The organism is Streptomyces sp. H39-C1 (assembly GCF_027158125.1).
GTDB lineage: Bacteria > Actinomycetota > Actinomycetes > Streptomycetales > Streptomycetaceae > Actinacidiphila > Actinacidiphila fildesensis.
This window is the reverse complement of record NZ_JAPVLS010000047.1, coordinates 1-15642: the sequence shown is the minus strand read 5'-3', so window position 1 is coordinate 15642 and position 15642 is coordinate 1. Positions and strand designations below refer to the sequence as shown.

Here is a 15642-nt window from a genome sequence, read left to right as displayed (position 1 = left end):
CGATATCGGACGAGGACTGAGAAATGGGTATCCGCAAGTACAAGCCGACGACGCCGGGCCGTCGTGGCTCCAGCGTCGCCGACTTCGTCGAGATCACGCGGTCCACGCCGGAGAAGTCGCTGGTCCGCCCCCTGCACAGCAAGGGCGGGCGTAACAGCTCGGGTCGCATCACTGTTCGCCACCAGGGTGGCGGTCACAAGCGTGCTTACCGAGTCATCGACTTCCGTCGTCATGACAAGGACGGCGTTCCGGCGAAGGTCGCTCACATCGAGTACGACCCGAACCGCACCGCACGCATCGCGCTGCTGCACTACGCAGACGGCGAGAAGCGCTACATCATTGCCCCGGCCAAGTTGAGCCAGGGCGACCGGGTTGAGAACGGCCCCACGGCCGACATCAAGCCGGGCAACAACCTCCCGCTGCGCAACATCCCGGTGGGTACGACCATCCACGCTATCGAGCTGCGTCCCGGCGGCGGTGCGAAGATCTCCCGTTCCGCGGGTGCTTCGGTCCAGCTGCTGGCGAAGGAGGGCTCCATGGCCACCCTTCGTATGCCGTCCGGTGAGGTCCGCCTGGTCGACGTCCGCTGCCGCGCCACTGTTGGCGAGGTCGGCAACGCCGAGCAGTCGAACATCAACTGGGGCAAGGCCGGCCGTATGCGCTGGAAGGGCGTCCGCCCGACCGTCCGCGGTGTCGCGATGAACCCTGTCGACCACCCGCACGGTGGTGGTGAGGGTAAGACCTCCGGTGGTCGCCACCCGGTCTCCCCGTGGGGTCAGAAGGAGGGTCGTACTCGCTCGCCGAAGAAGGCAAGCAGCAAGTACATCGTCCGCCGCCGCAAGACGAACAAGAAGCGCTAGGAGCAGGTTTAGATGCCGCGCAGTCTCAAGAAGGGGCCCTTCGTCGACGACCACCTCATCAAGAAGGTGGACGTACAGAACGAGGCAGGCACCCACAACGTCATCAAGACCTGGTCCCGCCGCTCCATGATCATTCCGGCGATGCTGGGCCACACGATCGCGGTGCACAACGGCAAGATCCACGTCCCGGTGTTCGTCACCGAGTCCATGGTCGGCCACAAGCTCGGCGAATTCTCGCCGACCCGCACGTTCCGCGGCCACGTCAAGGACGACCGCAAGACGAAGCGTCGCTGATCGGCGGAGTGCGAAGACTATGACTGACACCGAAGGGACAACCATGGAAGCCAGGGCCCAGGCGCGGTACATCCGCGTCACGCCCATGAAGGCCCGCCGCGTGGTGGACCTCATCCGTGGCATGAATGCCACGGAGGCTCAGGCGGTCCTGCGTTTCGCCCCGCAGGCCGCGAGCGTGCCGGTGGGCAAGGTGCTTGACAGCGCCATTGCCAACGCCGCGCACAACTACGACCACTCCGATGCCGAGTCTCTCGTCATCACTGAGGCGTATGTCGACGAAGGTCCGACCCTGAAGCGGTTCCGTCCGCGTGCCCAGGGCCGTGCCTACCGGATCCGCAAGCGGACCAGCCACATCACCGTGGTCGTCAGCAGCAAGGAAGGGACCCGGTAATGGGCCAGAAGGTTAACCCGTACGGGTTCCGGCTCGGAATTACCACGGACTTCAAGTCTCGTTGGTACGCCGACAAGCTGTACAAGGACTACGTCAAGGAAGACGTCGCCATCCGCAAGATGATGACGCAGGGCATGGAGCGCGCCGGCATCTCGAAGGTTGAGATCGAGCGCACCCGTGACCGCGTGCGTGTGGACATCCACACCGCGCGTCCCGGCATCGTCATCGGCCGTCGTGGTGCCGAGGCCGACCGCATCCGCGGCGACCTGGAGAAGCTGACCGGCAAGCAGGTGCAGCTGAACATCCTCGAGGTCAAGAACCCCGAGATGGACGCTCAGCTGGTGGCCCAGGCCGTCGCCGAGCAGCTCTCCTCGCGTGTCTCCTTCCGTCGTGCCATGCGTAAGAGCATGCAGGGCACCATGAAGGCCGGCGCCAAGGGCATCAAGATCCAGTGCGGTGGCCGTCTCGGCGGCGCCGAGATGTCCCGCTCTGAGTTCTACCGCGAAGGCCGTGTGCCGCTGCACACCCTGCGCGCCAACGTGGACTACGGCTTCTTCGAGGCCAAGACCACCTTCGGCCGCATCGGTGTGAAGGTGTGGATCTACAAGGGCAACGTCAAGAACATCGCAGAGGTTCGCGCCGACAACGCCGCGGCCCGTGCGGGCAACCGCCCGTCGCGTGGTCCCGGCGCCGGTGGAACCGACCGTCCGCAGCGCCGCGGTGGCGAGCGCGGCGGCCGCGGCCGTAAGCCCCAGACGGACGGCGGTTCGGCTCCCAAGGCCGAGGCCCCCGCCGCTGTCGAGGCTCCGGCTGCGGACACTCCCGGAACGGAGGCCTGACCCAATGCTGATCCCCCGCAGGGTCAAGCACCGCAAGCAGCACCACCCGAAGCGCTCGGGCATGGCCAAGGGCGGCACCGAACTCGCGTTCGGTGAGTACGGCCTGCAGGCCGTCACCCCGGCCTATGTGACGAACCGGCAGATCGAGTCCGCTCGTATCTCCATCACCCGTCACATCAAGCGCGGCGGCAAGGTCTGGATCAACATCTACCCGGACCGTCCGCTGACCAAGAAGCCTGCTGAGACCCGCATGGGTTCCGGTAAGGGTTCGCCGGAGTGGTGGATCGCGAACGTCAAGCCCGGTCGGGTGATGTTCGAGCTGTCCTTCCCGAACGAGAAGGTTGCCAAGGAGGCGCTCACCCGCGCCGCCCACAAGCTTCCGATGAAGTGCCGCATTGTGCGGCGCGAGGCAGGTGAATCGTGATGGCGGCCGGCACCACTAAGGCCACCGAGCTGCGCACGCTGGGCGACGAGGAACTCCTCGCCAAGCTGAGCGAAGCCAAGGAGGAGCTGTTCAACCTCCGCTTCCAAGCGGCCACGGGACAGCTCGAGAACAACAACCGGCTCAAGGTCGTCCGCAAGGACATCGCCCGGATCTACACCTTGATGCGCGAGCGCGAGCTGGGCATCGAGACGGTGGAGAGCGCCTGATGAGCGAGAAGAATGTGACTGAGACCTCCGAGCAGCGCGGCTTCCGCAAGACCCGTGAGGGCCTTGTGGTCAGCGACAAGATGGACAAGACCGTAGTGGTCGCCGTCGAGGACCGTGTGAAGCACGCCCTGTACGGCAAGGTCATCCGGCGCACCAACAAGCTCAAGGCGCACGACGAGCAGAACGCTGCCGGCATCGGCGACCGTGTCCTCCTCATGGAGACCCGGCCGACCTCTGCCACCAAGCGCTGGCGCGTCGTGGAGATCCTCGAGAAGGCCAAGTAATCCCTGAGGGCTTTCCCTCAGGACCGTTCCGTCAGGCTCGGTAGGGGCGGGGCAACCCGCCCCTACCGGGAACCGACGCGACAAACAGGAGATAGACGTGATCCAGCAGGAGTCGCGACTGCGGATCGCCGACAACACTGGTGCGAAGGAAATCCTTTGCATCCGTGTTCTCGGTGGTTCGGGTCGCCGCTACGCGGGAATCGGTGACGTCATCGTTGCCACCGTCAAGGACGCGATCCCCGGTGGCAACGTGAAGAAGGGCGAGGTCGTCAAGGCGGTCATCGTCCGGACCGTCAAGGAGCGCCGTCGCGCAGACGGCTCGTACATCCGGTTCGACGAGAACGCCGCCGTCATTCTGAAGAACGACGGCGACCCCCGCGGCACCCGTATCTTCGGCCCGGTGGGCCGTGAGCTGCGCGAGAAGAAGTTCATGAAGATCGTTTCTCTCGCGCCGGAGGTGCTGTAACCGATGAAGATCAAGAAGGGCGACCTGGTCCAGGTCATCACCGGTAAGGACCGCGGCAAGCAGGGCAAGGTCATTGTGGCCTACCCCACTGAGAGCCGTGTCCTCGTCGAGGGTGTCAACCGGGTCAAGAAGCACACCAAGGCCGGCCAGTCCGACCGCGGTAGCAAGACCGGTGGGATCATCACGACCGAGGCCCCGATTCACATCAGCAATGTTCAGCTGATCGTGGAGAAGGACGGCAAGAAGGTCGTTACCCGCGTCGGTTACCGCTTCGACGACGAAGGCAACAAGATCCGCGTTGCCAAGCGGACGGGTGAGGACATCTGATGACTGCCACCACCACGCCGCGTCTGAAGACGCGCTACCGCGAGGAAATCTCGGGCAAGCTGCACGAGGAGTTCTCTTTCGAGAACGTCATGCAGATCCCGGGTCTGACCAAGATCGTGGTCAACATGGGTGTGGGCGACGCCGCCCGCGACTCCAAGCTGATCGAGGGCGCGATTCGCGACCTCGCCACGATCACCGGCCAGAAGCCGCAGGTCACCAAGGCCCGCAAGTCCATCGCGCAGTTCAAGCTGCGTGAGGGCCAGCCGATCGGCGCCCACGTCACCCTCCGCGGTGACCGTATGTGGGAGTTCCTGGACCGCGTGCTGTCACTCGCACTGCCGCGTATCCGTGACTTCCGCGGCCTGTCGCCGAAGCAGTTCGACGGCCGGGGCAACTACACCTTCGGTCTCACGGAGCAGGTCATGTTCCACGAGATCGACCAGGACAAGATCGACCGGGTCCGGGGCATGGACATCACCGTGGTTACCACGGCGACCAACGACGACGAGGGTCGTGCCCTGCTTCGTCACCTCGGCTTCCCGTTCAAGGAGATGTGACCGTGGCGAAGAAGGCTCTGATCGCTAAGGCCGCTCGCAAGCCCAAGTTCGCTGTGCGCGGTTACAACCGCTGCCAGCGCTGTGGCCGGCCGCACTCTGTCTACCGCAAGTTCGGCCTCTGCCGCGTGTGCCTTCGTGAGATGGCTCACCGTGGCGAGCTGCCGGGCGTGACCAAGAGCTCCTGGTAGATCCGGTTCCCTTCGGGGAATCCGGTGACCAGGAACTCTCGGTAAGCATCTGGACGGCAGGATGCCCTCCCCGTCTGCCGTAAGGTAGAGGGGTTGGGCGCCCTGTCGCCCATGACCGACTTACTACGCCGTAGGTCCCCGCGCCGCACCCGTCCCGACTTTGCTCGGGGAGAAGGATGGCGCAATGGAAACCCCGGCGAGAGAGGCCTAGGGCCAACTCATGACCATGACCGACCCCATCGCAGACATGCTCACCCGTCTGCGTAATGCGAACTCGGCGTATCACGATGACGTCGTGATGCCGTTCAGCAAGATCAAGTCGCACATCGCGGAGATCCTCCAGCAGGAGGGTTACATCACCGGCTGGAAGGTCGAGGATGCCGAGGTTGGCAAGAACCTCATCCTCGAGCTGAAGTTCGGTCCGAGCCGTGAGCGCTCGATCGCCGGCATCAAGCGCATCAGCAAGCCGGGCCTTCGGGTCTACGCAAAGTCCACCAATCTGCCCAAGGTGCTCGGCGGCCTGGGCGTGGCGATCATCTCCACGTCCCACGGTCTCCTCACCGGCCAGCAGGCCAGCAAGAAGGGCGTAGGTGGGGAAGTCCTCGCCTACGTCTGGTAATCGGGAACAGGAGGCATTGCAATGTCGCGCATCGGCAAGCTGCCCATCCCGGTTCCCGCCGGCGTGGACGTCACCATCGACGGCCGTACGGTCTCGGTGAAGGGCCCCAAGGGTTCCCTTTCCCACACCGTCGCTGCCCCGATCGATGTCGCCAAGGACGAGACCGGCACGCTCATCGTGTCGCGTCCTAACGACGAGCGTGTTTCGAAGGCCCTGCACGGCCTGTCCCGCACGCTGGTGGCGAACATGATCACTGGCGTGACCGCGGGTTACAGCAAGGCGCTCGAGATCAACGGCGTCGGCTACCGCGTCCAGGCGAAGGGCTCCAATCTGGAGTTCGCCCTGGGCTACAGCCACCCCGTCGTGATCGAGCCGCCGGAGGGCATCTCGTTCAAGGTGGAGTCGCCGACCAAGCTGAGTGTCGAGGGAATCGACAAGCAGAAGGTCGGCGAGGTAGCCGCGAACATCCGCAAGCTGCGGAAGCCCGACCCGTACAAGGGCAAGGGTGTTAAGTACGCGGGCGAAGTCATCCGCCGCAAGGTCGGAAAGGCTGGTAAGTAGCCATGGCATACGGTGTGAAGATCGCCAAGGGCAAGGCTTACAAGGGCGCGGCTCTCAAGCGTCGCCACATCCGCGTCCGCAAGCGGATCTCGGGCACGGAGGCGCGTCCGCGTCTCGTCGTGACCAGGTCCAACCGCGGCATCGTGGCGCAGGTTATCGACGACCTCGCGGGGCACACCCTCGCGTCGGCGTCGACCCTCGACCCGTCCATCCGTGGCGGCGAAGGCGACAAGTCCTCCAAGGCGAAGCAGGTCGGCCAGCTCGTGGCCGAGCGTGCCAAGGCCGCGGGTATTGAGACTGTCGTATTCGACCGTGGCGGCAATCAGTACGCAGGGCGCATTGCCGCCCTTGCGGACGCCGCCCGCGAAGCCGGACTCGAGTTCTGAGTTCGTCCCGCAGCTAGCGGATCAACGAAGAGAGGTAATTCCAATGGCTGGACCCCAGCGCCGCGGCAGCGGTGCCGGTGGCGGCGAGCGGCGTGACCGTAAGTCTGGGCGGGACGGCCAGCAGGCCGAGAAGACCGCCTACGTCGAGCGTGTTGTCGCGATCAACCGCGTCGCCAAGGTAGTCAAGGGTGGTCGTCGCTTCAGCTTCACCGCGCTGGTCGTGGTGGGCGATGGTGACGGCACCGTCGGTGTCGGTTATGGCAAGGCCAAGGAAGTTCCGGCCGCCATCGCCAAGGGTGTCGAGGAAGCGAAGAAGAACTTCTTCAAGGTTCCCCGCATCCAGGGCACCATCCCGCACCCGATCCAGGGCGAGAAGGCCGCGGGCGTCGTTCTGCTCAAGCCTGCTTCCCCCGGTACCGGTGTTATCGCCGGTGGCCCGGTGCGCGCCGTACTCGAGTGCGCCGGTATCCACGACGTTCTGTCCAAGAGCCTCGGCTCGGACAACGCGATCAACATCGTGCACGCCACGGTGGCCGCGCTTCAGGGCCTTCAGCGCCCCGAGGAGATCGCTGCCCGTCGTGGCCTGCCGCTGGAGGACGTCGCGCCCGCAGCTCTGCTGCGTGCACGTGCCGGGGTGGGTGCCTGATGGCTCGCCTCAAGGTCACGCAGATCAAGTCCTACATCGGTAGCAAGCAGAACCACCGTGACACCCTGCGTTCGCTCGGGCTCAAGCGCCTGAACGACGTGGTGGTCAAGGAGGACCGTCCGGAGATTCGCGGAATGGTCCAGACCGTCCGCCACCTCGTCACGGTCGAGGAGGTTGACTGACATGGGTGCTGAGAACCCGCAGAACCCCCTGAAGGTCCACAACCTGCGTCCCGCCCCGGGTGCCAAGACCGCCAAGACCCGTGTGGGTCGTGGCGAGGCGTCCAAGGGTAAGACCGCTGGTCGTGGTACCAAGGGCACGAAGGCCCGTTACCAGGTTCCGGCTCGCTTTGAGGGTGGGCAGATGCCCCTCCACATGCGCCTGCCGAAGCTCAAGGGCTTCAAGAACCCGTTCCGCGTCGAGTTCCAGGTCGTGAACCTGGACAAGCTCACCGCCCTCTACCCCGAGGGTGGAGAGGTCACGGTGGCCGATCTGGTCGCCAAGGGCGCGGTACGTAAGAACCAGCTCGTCAAGGTGCTCGGCACCGGCGAGATCACCGTGGCGCTGCAGGTTTCGGTTGACGCCGTCTCCGGCTCCGCCAAGGAGAAGATCGCTGCTGCCGGCGGCACCGTCACCGAGCTCATCTGAGTCTCGGCGACTGCTGCTGACAGCGACCGAATCGGGCCCGTTCCTCCTCGGAGGGACGGGCCCGATTCGGTAGCAGGCACCGAAGGACAAACTGCGCAAGTACGACCCTGACGTGTCTCTACCGGGTGGCGATCGCCAACTGGGGGAGACACGCGCTTCATACGGACCGCCACGCGCTGTTAGAGTCCGTTGGGTCGACTGGCGAAACTGCCCGCAGACTGTCCTCGCGCCCCATCCCGGCCGGTGATCCGCCGTCCGTGACAGACCATCTCGACCGACCCTTCCGCCCTGCTGCGCGGAAGGTGCAGGAGGCACCGTGCTCACCGCGTTCGCCCAGGCGTTCAAAACGCCTGACCTGCGCAAGAAGCTGCTGTTCACGCTGGGCATCATGGTGCTGTTCCGGCTCGGGGCGCACGTCCCGGTGCCAGGGGTGGACTACAAGGTCGTCAACGCGTGCATCAAGGACGCGGGCGGCGGGCAGGGCCTCTTCAGCCTGGTCAACCTCTTCAGCGGTGGTGCACTGCTCCAGCTGACCATCTTCGCGCTCGGGATCATGCCGTACATCACGGCGAGCATCATCCTGCAGCTGCTGACCGTGGTGATCCCACGCCTCGAAGCCCTCAAGAAGGAGGGCCAGGCGGGCACCGCGAAGATCACGCAGTACACCCGATACCTGACCGTGGCGCTGGCGATCCTGCAGGGCACCGGCCTGGTGGCCACCGCCCGCGGCGGCAGCCTCTTCTCCAGCTGCACCCAGCGCTACGACATCATCTCCAGCAAGTCGATCTTCACCACCGTCACGATGGTGGTCACGATGACCGCCGGTACCGTGATGATCATGTGGCTCGGCGAGCTGATCACCGACCGCGGCATCGGCAACGGTATGTCGATCCTGATGTTCGTCTCGATCGCGGCCGGCTTCCCGGGCGCCCTGTGGTCCATCAAGAGCTCCGGCAAGATCATGGGCGGCTGGTTCGAGTTCTTCATCGTCATCCTGATCGGCCTGGTGATGGTGGCCCTTGTGGTCTTCGTCGAACAGGCGCAACGCAGGATCCCGGTGCAGTACGCGAAGCGCATGATCGGCCGGCGGTCCTACGGCGGAACGTCCACGTATATCCCGCTCAAGGTGAACCAGGCGGGTGTGATTCCCGTCATCTTCGCCTCGTCGTTGCTCTACATTCCGGCCCTCGTCGTTCAGTTCAGCGGGTCGACAGCACCGTGGGCCCAGTGGGTCAGCGTCAACCTGACCAAGGGCGATCACCCCGCCTACCTGGCCGCTTACTTCCTGCTGATCGTCTTCTTCGCCTTCTTCTACGTCGCGATCTCGTTCAACCCCGAGGAAGTCGCCGACAATATGAAGAAGTATGGTGGCTTCATCCCGGGCATCCGGGCCGGTCGACCTACTGCTGAATACCTGAGCTACGTGTTGAACAGGATCACGTGGCCGGGATCGCTGTATCTGGGGCTCATCGCTCTCGTTCCCACCGTTGCCATCGCCTTGTTCAACGGCAGCACCAACTTCCCGTTCGGCGGGACCAGCATCCTGATCATCGTGGGTGTCGGCCTGGAGACCGTGAAGCAGATCGAGAGCCAGCTCCAGCAGCGCAACTACGAAGGGTTCCTCCGCTGATGCGAATCGTCCTCGTCGGGCCGCCTGGGGCCGGCAAGGGTACGCAGGCTGCGTTCCTCGCCAAGAACCTGTCGATCCCGCACATCTCGACGGGCGACCTCTTCCGCGCGAACATCAGCCAGGGCACCGCCCTGGGCAAGCAGGCGAAGTCCTACATGGACGCCGGCAACCTGGTGCCCGACGAAGTGACCATCGGGATGGCGAAGGACCGGCTCGTCGAGCCGGACACCGAGGGCGGCTTCCTGCTCGACGGTTTCCCGCGCAACGTCCACCAGGCCGAGGCGCTCGACGCCTTCCTGGTCGAGCGCGGTATCGCGCTCGACGGGGTCCTGGACCTGGAGGTCCCGGAGGACGAGGTCGTCAAGCGCATCGCCGGCCGGCGCACCTGCCGCAAGGACACGGCGCACACGTTCCACATCACGTACAAGAAGCCCGAGGTCGAGGGTGTGTGCGACGAGTGCGGCGGCGAGCTCTACCAGCGTGACGACGACTCCGAGGCGACCGTGCGCAACCGCCTCGCCGTCTATCACCGGGAGACCGAGCCGATCATCGACTACTACCGGCAGCAGGACCTGGTGGCGACGATCTCGGCGCTCGGTCCGGTCGCGGAAGTCACCCAGCGGGCGATGGACGCACTGAAGAGCAACAAGAGCGCGTAGTACCCACACGTACACAGGTCGGCCGCGGTGCCCAGGTGGCACCGCGGCCGTACTGTTTGAGTGACGACTTTTTCAGAGAGGGCCACAGGCATGGTCGAGATCAAGACCCCGGAGCAGATCGCCAAGATGCGCGAGGCGGGGTTGGTCGTCGCGGCCATCCACCGGGCGTGCGGCGAGGCCGCGGTTCCGGGCGTGAGCACCAAGGAGCTCGACGAGATCGCCGCGAAGGTGATCGCCGAGCACGGTGCCAAGCCGAACTTCCTCGGGTACGGCGGCTTCACCGGCAACATCTGCACCTCGGTCAACGATGTCGTGGTGCACGGCATCCCGGACCGGGAGACCGTCCTGAAGGACGGCGACCTCATCTCCATCGACGCGGGCGCCATCATCGACGGCTGGCACGGCGACGCGGCCTTCACGGCCTTCGTGGGCACCGGTCACGCTCCGGAGCTCATCGAGCTCAGCCGGGTGACCGAGGAGTCCATGTGGGCCGGTATCGCCGCGATGAAGAAGGGCAACCGGCTCTCCGACGTCTCGGCGGCGATCGAGGGCTACATCCGCCGCCAGCCGCGGCCGGCGTCCGGCAAGTACGGCATCGTCGAGGAGTACGGCGGCCACGGCATCGGCTCCGAGATGCACATGGACCCGCATCTGCTGAACTACGTCAACAAGAAGCGCGGCCGGGGCATCAAGCTGGTGCCGGGTGTCTGCCTGGCGATCGAGCCGATGGTCACCCTCGGCACCCCGCACACCCACGTCCTCGAGGACGAGTGGACGGTCAAGAGCGACGACGGGTCCTGGTCCAGTCACTGGGAGCACTCGATCGCGCTGACCGAGCAGGGCCCGCTGGTGCTCACCGCCGTCGACGGCGGCAAGGCGAAGCTGGCGGAGTACGGGATCACGGCGGCCCCCGACCCGCTCGGGTGAGCCGAGGCCCCGGCGGACGGGGTCGGACGCAGCCGCTCGAAGCTTGTGAGGCGCTCCGGCGCCGAGCCCGCGAGAGCGGCATGAAGAGGATTCGACCCGCTCGGGTGAGTCCGGACGATCGTCGGACGCTGTTGGGCCGGGTGGAGTAACGATCACCCAACGTGGGCATCTACCCCGGATTCGTCATTCCGGGGTGCCTGCCGTAGACTGACACGTCGGCTCATGTATACCCGCACGTCTGCGTGATTTACCTGGGCCGATCAAGGTAGCCGATTCGAAGGGCGAAGCGTGGCCAAGAAGCAAGGTGCCATCGAAATCGAGGGCACCGTGATCGAGTCTCTCCCGAACGCGATGTTCCGGGTGGAGCTCCAGAACGGTCACAAGGTCCTCGCGCACATCAGTGGCAAGATGCGTATGCACTACATCCGCATCCTTCCCGATGACAGGGTCGTTGTGGAGCTGTCTCCCTACGACTTGACGCGCGGACGGATCGTCTACCGCTACAAGTAGATCTCGCTGCTGCCCCGCTCCCGTGGGGCGATGGCACGACCCGGAGAACCTGACATCACATGAAGGTCAAGCCGAGCGTCAAGAAGATCTGCGACAAGTGCAAGGTGATCCGCCGTCACGGTCGGGTCATGGTCATCTGCGACAACCTGCGCCACAAGCAGCGCCAGGGCTGACGCACGACCTGCAACTCGCAGTTCTTCCCGCGACGCACACACAGTAATTACGCAGTCACCCGTCCCGGTACGCCGGGACGACACCTTCGGCGGGGGCCGAGGACCCGGAACGTACCTCGTACGGCGGCCGGGAACGGTACTGCGGAAGACCTCCGAATCAACAGGAGCCATGAATGGCACGCCTTTCCGGCGTTGACCTCCCGCGTGAGAAGCGCGTGGAGATCGCCCTCACCTACGTCTTCGGCATCGGTCGCACCCGTGCCCAGGAGACCCTGAAGAACACTGGTGTGAACCCCGACATCCGCGTTCGCGACCTTGCCGAGGAAGACCTCGTCAAGCTCCGCGACTACGTGGACGCCAACTTCAAGACCGAGGGTGACCTCCGTCGCGAGGTGCAGGCCGACATCCGCCGCAAGGTGGAAATCGGCTGCTACCAGGGTCTGCGTCACCGTCGTGGCCTTCCGGTCCACGGTCAGCGCACGCACACCAACGCTCGTACCCGTAAGGGTCCGCGTCGCGCCATCGCCGGTAAGAAGAAGCCGGGCAAGAAGTAGTCCTAGCGGACGCAACTGCGGTGCCGCCGGGGGGCGACCCCGGATCTCCGCAGAAGAAAGCGGTTCGCTCAGGACCGACCACCTCCACGGGAGTAATACATGCCTCCGAAGGGCCGTCAGGGCGCAGTCAAGAAGGTGCGCCGCAAGGAAAAGAAGAACGTCGCTCATGGGCACGCCCACATCAAGAGCACGTTCAACAACACGATCGTCTCGATCACGGACCCCTCGGGCAACGTGATCGCTTGGGCCTCTGCCGGCCATGTCGGCTTCAAGGGCTCGCGCAAGTCGACTCCGTTCGCCGCACAGATGGCTGCCGAATCGGCTGCCCGTCGCGCGCAGGAGCACGGCATGCGCAAGGTCGACGTCTTCGTCAAGGGTCCCGGCTCCGGCCGTGAGACCGCGATCCGCTCCCTCCAGGCCACTGGCCTCGAGGTCGGCTCGATTCAGGACGTCACCCCCACTCCGCACAACGGATGCCGCCCGCCCAAGCGCCGCCGCGTCTGACCACCTGAAGTAGGAGACAAGACAATATGGCGCGTTACACCGGGGCCGACTGCAAGCGTTGCCGTCGGGAGAAGCAGAAGCTGTTCCTCAAGGGCAGCAAGTGCGAGAGCGCAAAGTGCCCGATCGAGATCCGTCCTTACCCCCCGGGTGAGCACGGCCGCGGGCGCACCAAGGACAGCGAGTACCTCCTTCAGCTTCGCGAGAAGCAGAAGTGTGCCCGTATCTACGGTGTACTCGAGAAGCAGTTCGTGAACTACTACAAGGAAGCGAACCAGAAGTCCGGCAAGACCGGTGAGAACCTTCTGCGCATCCTTGAGATCCGTCTCGACAACGTGGTCTACCGGGCCGGCTTCGCCAAGTCCCGCGACCACGCCCGTCAGCTGGTTCGTCACGGACACATCACCGTGAACGGCCGCAAGACCGACATCCCGTCGGCTCGCGTGGCTGTGAACGACATCGTCGAGGTTCGTGAGTCCTCGCGTCAGATGACCCCGTTCGTGGTCGCTGCCGCCGAGGCCGGCGAGAAGACCGTGCCCGCGTGGCTCGAGTCGATCCCGTCGAAGCTCCGGATCCTCGTGCACTCGCTGCCCGAGCGGCCTGTTATCGACACGCAGGTCCAGGAGCAGCTGATCGTGGAGCTCTACTCCAAGTAGTCCTTGGAGCGAAAGCTCAGCGATACGGGCGGCAGAACCCAACCGGGTCCTGCCGCCCGTACCCTTGCAGTACCCCTCGGCATCAAATAGCGGATGCCGATGACTGGAGGAACATCATGCTTATCGCTCAGCGTCCGTCGCTGACCGAAGAGGTCGTCGACGAATTCCGCTCCCGGTTCGTGATCGAGCCGCTGGAGCCGGGCTTCGGCTACACCCTCGGAAACTCCCTTCGCCGCACGCTTCTCTCCTCGATCCCCGGTGCCGCTGTCACCAGCATCCGGGTCGACGGCGTTCTGCACGAGTTCACCACCGTGCCGGGCGTCAAGGAGGACGTGACCGACGTCATCCTCAACATCAAGCAGCTCGTCGTCTCCTCGGAGCACGACGAGCCCGTCGTGATGTACCTGCGCAAGCAGGGCCCGGGTGTCGTCACCGCCGCCGACATCGCGCCCCCGGCCGGTGTCGAGGTGCACAACCCCGACCTGGTTCTGGCCACCCTGAACGCCAAGGGCAAGCTGGAGATGGAGCTGACCGTCGAGCGCGGTCGCGGCTACGTCTCCGCCGTCCAGAACAAGCAGCAGGGCCAGGAGATCGGCCGTATCCCGGTCGACTCCATCTACAGCCCGGTGCTCAAGGTCACGTACAAGGTCGAGGCGACCCGTGTCGAGCAGCGCACCGACTTCGACAAGCTGATCGTCGACGTCGAGACCAAGCAGGCCATGCGCCCGCGCGACGCCATGGCGTCGGCCGGTAAGACCCTGGTCGAGCTGTTCGGCCTGGCCCGCGAGCTCAACGTCGACGCCGAGGGCATCGACATGGGCCCGTCCCCGACGGACGCCGCTCTGGCCGCCGATCTGGCGCTGCCGATCGAGGAGCTCGAGCTCACCGTTCGTTCGTACAACTGCCTCAAGCGCGAGGGCATCCACTCCGTGGGTGAGCTCGTCGCCCGCTCCGAGGCCGACCTGCTCGACATCCGCAACTTCGGTGCGAAGTCGATCGACGAGGTCAAGGCGAAGCTGGCCGGCATGGGCCTGGCCCTCAAGGACAGCCCGCCCGGATTCGACCCCACCGCCGCCGCCGACGCCTTCGGCGCCGACGACGACGTGGACGCCGGCTTCGTGGAGACCGAGCAGTACTGATCCGACTCCGTCGCGGAGGCGGGCCCGACCGCGGTTCACCCCGCTGGTCCCCGCCTCCGCGCGGTTCGGCAAGGACTTCTGGCAGGCACACGCCCGTCGGACACTGACACCGGTACCTGATCCGGCCGGTGCAGAAAAGAAGGAGAAAGACCATGCCTCAGCCCGCCAAGGGTGCCCGTCTGGGCGGCAGCGCCGCGCACGAGCGTCACCTGCTCGCGAACCTTGCGAAGGCGCTGTTCGAGCACGGCCGCATCACCACCACCGAGGCCAAGGCGCGTCGTCTGCGTCCGGTCGCGGAGCGCCTCATCACCAAGGCGAAGAAGGGCGACATCCACAACCGTCGCCAGGTGCTGGCCACCATCACCGACAAGAGCATCGTGCACACGCTCTTCACGGAGATCGGCCCGCGCTACGAGAACCGCCCCGGTGGTTACACGCGTATCACCAAGATCGGCAACCGTCGTGGCGACAACGCCCCGATGGCGGTCATCGAGCTGGTCGAGGCCCTGACCGTGGCCCAGGCCGCCACCGGTGAGGCCGAAGCCGCGACGAAGCGCGCGGTGAAGGAAGACACCCTCAAGAAGGACGACGCCGTCGAGGCGAAGTCCGACGAGGTCGTCGAGGACGCCAAGCCGGCCGAGAAGGCCGACGAGGAGTCGAAGGACGCCTGATCCAGGCGTTCGGCGTACTACGGACGGGCCCGCTCCCAGCTTCTGGGGGCGGGCCCGTTCCGCATGCACGGCATGATCAGCACCATCGGCACGAGAGGACCGCACGGTGAGCGACGAGGTGGAGCCCGGTTTCGTACGGGTGCGGCTGGACCTGTCGTACGACGGGGCCGAATTCTCCGGCTGGGCGAAGCAGCGGACCCGGCGCACCGTGCAGGGCGACCTGGAGGCGGCGCTGCAGACCGTCATGCGGCTACGGGAACCGGTCTCCCTGACGGTGGCCGGCCGCACGGACGCGGGAGTGCACGCGCGCGGCCAGGTCGCGCACCTGGACCTGGCCGAGGACGTGTGGGCCGAGCACGGCGAGAAGCTGCTCAGACGGCTCGCAGGCAAGCTGCCGCAGGACGTGCGGGTGTGGCGGGTCGCCGTGGCCCCGCGGGCCTTCAACGCCCGGTTCTCGGCCGTCTGGCGGCGTTACGCGTACCGGGTCGGCGACCAGCAGGCCGGG

Annotated in this window: 27 protein-coding genes and 1 pseudogene; all 28 read left to right on the top strand. The window is 65.5% G+C overall.

From position 1 onward, the window contains the following. Nucleotides 1-23 precede the first annotated feature (23 nt). The gene (gene rplB, locus O3W51_RS27890) at nt 24-860 is read left to right on the top strand and encodes a 50S ribosomal protein L2 (protein ID WP_138352899.1); all 837 of its coding nucleotides are present in this window, start codon (nt 24-26) and stop codon (nt 858-860) included. A gap of 12 nt (nt 861-872) precedes the next feature. Next, the gene (gene rpsS, locus O3W51_RS27885) at nt 873-1154 is read left to right on the top strand and encodes a 30S ribosomal protein S19 (protein ID WP_138352900.1); all 282 of its coding nucleotides are present in this window, start codon (nt 873-875) and stop codon (nt 1152-1154) included. A gap of 43 nt (nt 1155-1197) precedes the next feature. Beyond that, nucleotides 1198-1545, top strand: a complete 348-nt coding sequence (gene rplV / locus O3W51_RS27880; RefSeq protein ID WP_138352992.1) for a 50S ribosomal protein L22 — start codon at nt 1198-1200, stop codon at nt 1543-1545. After that, nucleotides 1545-2384: a 30S ribosomal protein S3 gene (rpsC, locus tag O3W51_RS27875; protein ID WP_138352901.1), complete on the top strand. Its 840-nt coding sequence runs from the start codon at nt 1545-1547 to the stop codon at nt 2382-2384. Before rplV ends, rpsC begins: the two co-directional genes overlap by 1 nt. Before the next feature lie 4 nt (nt 2385-2388). Further along, entirely contained in the window at nt 2389-2808 is a 420-nt protein-coding gene (rplP, locus tag O3W51_RS27870; protein WP_138352902.1) for a 50S ribosomal protein L16, read from the top strand. Continuing rightward, nucleotides 2808-3035, top strand: a complete 228-nt coding sequence (gene rpmC, locus O3W51_RS27865; RefSeq protein WP_138352903.1) for a 50S ribosomal protein L29 — start codon at nt 2808-2810, stop codon at nt 3033-3035. Before rplP ends, rpmC begins: the two co-directional genes overlap by 1 nt. After that, complete coding sequence (rpsQ, locus tag O3W51_RS27860) at nt 3035-3319, top strand: 30S ribosomal protein S17 (RefSeq protein WP_138352904.1); 285 nt, start codon at nt 3035-3037, stop codon at nt 3317-3319. The genes rpmC and rpsQ overlap by 1 nt, the downstream gene beginning before the upstream one ends. A 97-nt stretch (nt 3320-3416) precedes the next feature. After that, a complete protein-coding gene (gene rplN / locus O3W51_RS27855; RefSeq protein WP_073492414.1) occupies nt 3417-3785 on the top strand; it encodes a 50S ribosomal protein L14 in 369 nt (122 codons plus the stop codon). Between the two features lie 3 nt (nt 3786-3788). Further along, nucleotides 3789-4112: a 50S ribosomal protein L24 gene (gene rplX, locus O3W51_RS27850; protein WP_138352905.1), complete on the top strand. Its 324-nt coding sequence runs from the start codon at nt 3789-3791 to the stop codon at nt 4110-4112. Further along, the gene (gene rplE / locus O3W51_RS27845) at nt 4112-4669 is read left to right on the top strand and encodes a 50S ribosomal protein L5 (RefSeq protein WP_138352906.1); all 558 of its coding nucleotides are present in this window, start codon (nt 4112-4114) and stop codon (nt 4667-4669) included. The genes rplX and rplE overlap by 1 nt, the downstream gene beginning before the upstream one ends. A 2-nt stretch (nt 4670-4671) precedes the next feature. Next, nucleotides 4672-4857: a type Z 30S ribosomal protein S14 gene (locus tag O3W51_RS27840; RefSeq protein WP_073492416.1), complete on the top strand. Its 186-nt coding sequence runs from the start codon at nt 4672-4674 to the stop codon at nt 4855-4857. Between the two features lie 220 nt (nt 4858-5077). Beyond that, on the top strand, nt 5078-5476 hold the full coding sequence (gene rpsH, locus O3W51_RS27835) for a 30S ribosomal protein S8 (RefSeq protein WP_138352907.1): 399 nt from the start codon (nt 5078-5080) through the stop codon (nt 5474-5476). Between the two features lie 21 nt (nt 5477-5497). Next, a complete protein-coding gene (gene rplF, locus O3W51_RS27830) occupies nt 5498-6037 on the top strand; it encodes a 50S ribosomal protein L6 (protein WP_138352908.1) in 540 nt (179 codons plus the stop codon). A gap of 2 nt (nt 6038-6039) precedes the next feature. Continuing rightward, nucleotides 6040-6423, top strand: coding sequence for a 50S ribosomal protein L18 (rplR, locus tag O3W51_RS27825; protein ID WP_138352909.1), 384 nt, complete (start codon nt 6040-6042; stop codon nt 6421-6423). Between the two features lie 43 nt (nt 6424-6466). After that, nucleotides 6467-7069, top strand: coding sequence for a 30S ribosomal protein S5 (gene rpsE / locus O3W51_RS27820; RefSeq protein ID WP_138352910.1), 603 nt, complete (start codon nt 6467-6469; stop codon nt 7067-7069). Next, the gene (gene rpmD, locus O3W51_RS27815) at nt 7069-7251 is read left to right on the top strand and encodes a 50S ribosomal protein L30 (protein ID WP_138352911.1); all 183 of its coding nucleotides are present in this window, start codon (nt 7069-7071) and stop codon (nt 7249-7251) included. The genes rpsE and rpmD overlap by 1 nt, the downstream gene beginning before the upstream one ends. Nucleotide 7252: 1 nt before the next feature. Further along, nucleotides 7253-7717 carry a 50S ribosomal protein L15 gene (gene rplO / locus O3W51_RS27810; RefSeq protein WP_138352912.1) on the top strand — a complete coding sequence of 155 codons (465 nt, stop codon included), beginning with the start codon at nt 7253-7255 and terminating at the stop codon, nt 7715-7717. Nucleotides 7718-8033: 316 nt separating this feature from the next. Beyond that, nucleotides 8034-9347, top strand: a complete 1314-nt coding sequence (gene secY / locus O3W51_RS27805; protein ID WP_138352913.1) for a preprotein translocase subunit SecY — start codon at nt 8034-8036, stop codon at nt 9345-9347. After that, nucleotides 9347-10006, top strand: coding sequence for an adenylate kinase (locus O3W51_RS27800; protein WP_269287651.1), 660 nt, complete (start codon nt 9347-9349; stop codon nt 10004-10006). Before secY ends, O3W51_RS27800 begins: the two co-directional genes overlap by 1 nt. Nucleotides 10007-10096: 90 nt before the next feature. Further along, nucleotides 10097-10933, top strand: coding sequence for a type I methionyl aminopeptidase (map, locus tag O3W51_RS27795; RefSeq protein ID WP_138352915.1), 837 nt, complete (start codon nt 10097-10099; stop codon nt 10931-10933). A gap of 288 nt (nt 10934-11221) precedes the next feature. After that, nucleotides 11222-11443, top strand: a complete 222-nt coding sequence (infA, locus tag O3W51_RS27790; RefSeq protein ID WP_014047798.1) for a translation initiation factor IF-1 — start codon at nt 11222-11224, stop codon at nt 11441-11443. A 59-nt stretch (nt 11444-11502) separates the two neighbouring features. Further along, nucleotides 11503-11616: a 50S ribosomal protein L36 gene (gene rpmJ / locus O3W51_RS27785; RefSeq protein WP_003956441.1), complete on the top strand. Its 114-nt coding sequence runs from the start codon at nt 11503-11505 to the stop codon at nt 11614-11616. Nucleotides 11617-11789: 173 nt separating this feature from the next. Then, nucleotides 11790-12170 (top strand): 30S ribosomal protein S13, encoded by a 381-nt coding sequence (rpsM, locus tag O3W51_RS27780; RefSeq protein ID WP_138352916.1) that lies wholly within the window; start codon nt 11790-11792, stop codon nt 12168-12170. A 99-nt stretch (nt 12171-12269) separates the two neighbouring features. After that, nucleotides 12270-12674 carry a 30S ribosomal protein S11 gene (gene rpsK, locus O3W51_RS27775; RefSeq protein WP_138352917.1) on the top strand — a complete coding sequence of 135 codons (405 nt, stop codon included), beginning with the start codon at nt 12270-12272 and terminating at the stop codon, nt 12672-12674. A 26-nt stretch (nt 12675-12700) separates the two neighbouring features. Further along, a complete protein-coding gene (rpsD, locus tag O3W51_RS27770; protein ID WP_138352918.1) occupies nt 12701-13327 on the top strand; it encodes a 30S ribosomal protein S4 in 627 nt (208 codons plus the stop codon). 116 nt (nt 13328-13443) lie between these two features. Continuing rightward, nucleotides 13444-14466, top strand: coding sequence for a DNA-directed RNA polymerase subunit alpha (locus tag O3W51_RS27765; protein WP_033177813.1), 1023 nt, complete (start codon nt 13444-13446; stop codon nt 14464-14466). A gap of 152 nt (nt 14467-14618) precedes the next feature. Further along, complete coding sequence (gene rplQ / locus O3W51_RS27760; RefSeq protein ID WP_138352919.1) at nt 14619-15137, top strand: 50S ribosomal protein L17; 519 nt, start codon at nt 14619-14621, stop codon at nt 15135-15137. Nucleotides 15138-15243: 106 nt separating this feature from the next. Beyond that, nucleotides 15244-15642 (top strand): annotated as a pseudogene (locus O3W51_RS27755) (tRNA pseudouridine(38-40) synthase TruA); the annotation flags it as partial.

What these genes read in the sequence shown, in the direction of transcription:
- rpsH (WP_138352907.1), top strand. Translation starts at nt 5,078, where the DNA reads ATGACCATGACCGACCCCATCGCAGACATGCTCACCCGTCTGCGTAAT.
- rplX (WP_138352905.1), top strand. Translation starts at nt 3,789, where the DNA reads ATGAAGATCAAGAAGGGCGACCTGGTCCAGGTCATCACCGGTAAGGAC.
- O3W51_RS27800 (WP_269287651.1), top strand. Translation starts at nt 9,347, where the DNA reads ATGCGAATCGTCCTCGTCGGGCCGCCTGGGGCCGGCAAGGGTACGCAG.
- rpsD (WP_138352918.1), top strand. Translation starts at nt 12,701, where the DNA reads ATGGCGCGTTACACCGGGGCCGACTGCAAGCGTTGCCGTCGGGAGAAG.
- rplB (WP_138352899.1), top strand. Translation starts at nt 24, where the DNA reads ATGGGTATCCGCAAGTACAAGCCGACGACGCCGGGCCGTCGTGGCTCC.
- rpsK (WP_138352917.1), top strand. Translation starts at nt 12,270, where the DNA reads ATGCCTCCGAAGGGCCGTCAGGGCGCAGTCAAGAAGGTGCGCCGCAAG.
- rpmJ (WP_003956441.1), top strand. Translation starts at nt 11,503, where the DNA reads ATGAAGGTCAAGCCGAGCGTCAAGAAGATCTGCGACAAGTGCAAGGTG.
- rpsE (WP_138352910.1), top strand. Translation starts at nt 6,467, where the DNA reads ATGGCTGGACCCCAGCGCCGCGGCAGCGGTGCCGGTGGCGGCGAGCGG.
- rplF (WP_138352908.1), top strand. Translation starts at nt 5,498, where the DNA reads ATGTCGCGCATCGGCAAGCTGCCCATCCCGGTTCCCGCCGGCGTGGAC.
- rplR (WP_138352909.1), top strand. Translation starts at nt 6,040, where the DNA reads ATGGCATACGGTGTGAAGATCGCCAAGGGCAAGGCTTACAAGGGCGCG.
- rplV (WP_138352992.1), top strand. Translation starts at nt 1,198, where the DNA reads ATGGAAGCCAGGGCCCAGGCGCGGTACATCCGCGTCACGCCCATGAAG.
- O3W51_RS27765 (WP_033177813.1), top strand. Translation starts at nt 13,444, where the DNA reads ATGCTTATCGCTCAGCGTCCGTCGCTGACCGAAGAGGTCGTCGACGAA.
- rplE (WP_138352906.1), top strand. Translation starts at nt 4,112, where the DNA reads ATGACTGCCACCACCACGCCGCGTCTGAAGACGCGCTACCGCGAGGAA.
- rpmD (WP_138352911.1), top strand. Translation starts at nt 7,069, where the DNA reads ATGGCTCGCCTCAAGGTCACGCAGATCAAGTCCTACATCGGTAGCAAG.
- rpsS (WP_138352900.1), top strand. Translation starts at nt 873, where the DNA reads ATGCCGCGCAGTCTCAAGAAGGGGCCCTTCGTCGACGACCACCTCATC.
- map (WP_138352915.1), top strand. Translation starts at nt 10,097, where the DNA reads ATGGTCGAGATCAAGACCCCGGAGCAGATCGCCAAGATGCGCGAGGCG.
- rplO (WP_138352912.1), top strand. Translation starts at nt 7,253, where the DNA reads ATGGGTGCTGAGAACCCGCAGAACCCCCTGAAGGTCCACAACCTGCGT.
- rplQ (WP_138352919.1), top strand. Translation starts at nt 14,619, where the DNA reads ATGCCTCAGCCCGCCAAGGGTGCCCGTCTGGGCGGCAGCGCCGCGCAC.
- rpsM (WP_138352916.1), top strand. Translation starts at nt 11,790, where the DNA reads ATGGCACGCCTTTCCGGCGTTGACCTCCCGCGTGAGAAGCGCGTGGAG.
- rpsQ (WP_138352904.1), top strand. Translation starts at nt 3,035, where the DNA reads ATGAGCGAGAAGAATGTGACTGAGACCTCCGAGCAGCGCGGCTTCCGC.
- rpmC (WP_138352903.1), top strand. Translation starts at nt 2,808, where the DNA reads ATGGCGGCCGGCACCACTAAGGCCACCGAGCTGCGCACGCTGGGCGAC.
- rpsC (WP_138352901.1), top strand. Translation starts at nt 1,545, where the DNA reads ATGGGCCAGAAGGTTAACCCGTACGGGTTCCGGCTCGGAATTACCACG.
- rplP (WP_138352902.1), top strand. Translation starts at nt 2,389, where the DNA reads ATGCTGATCCCCCGCAGGGTCAAGCACCGCAAGCAGCACCACCCGAAG.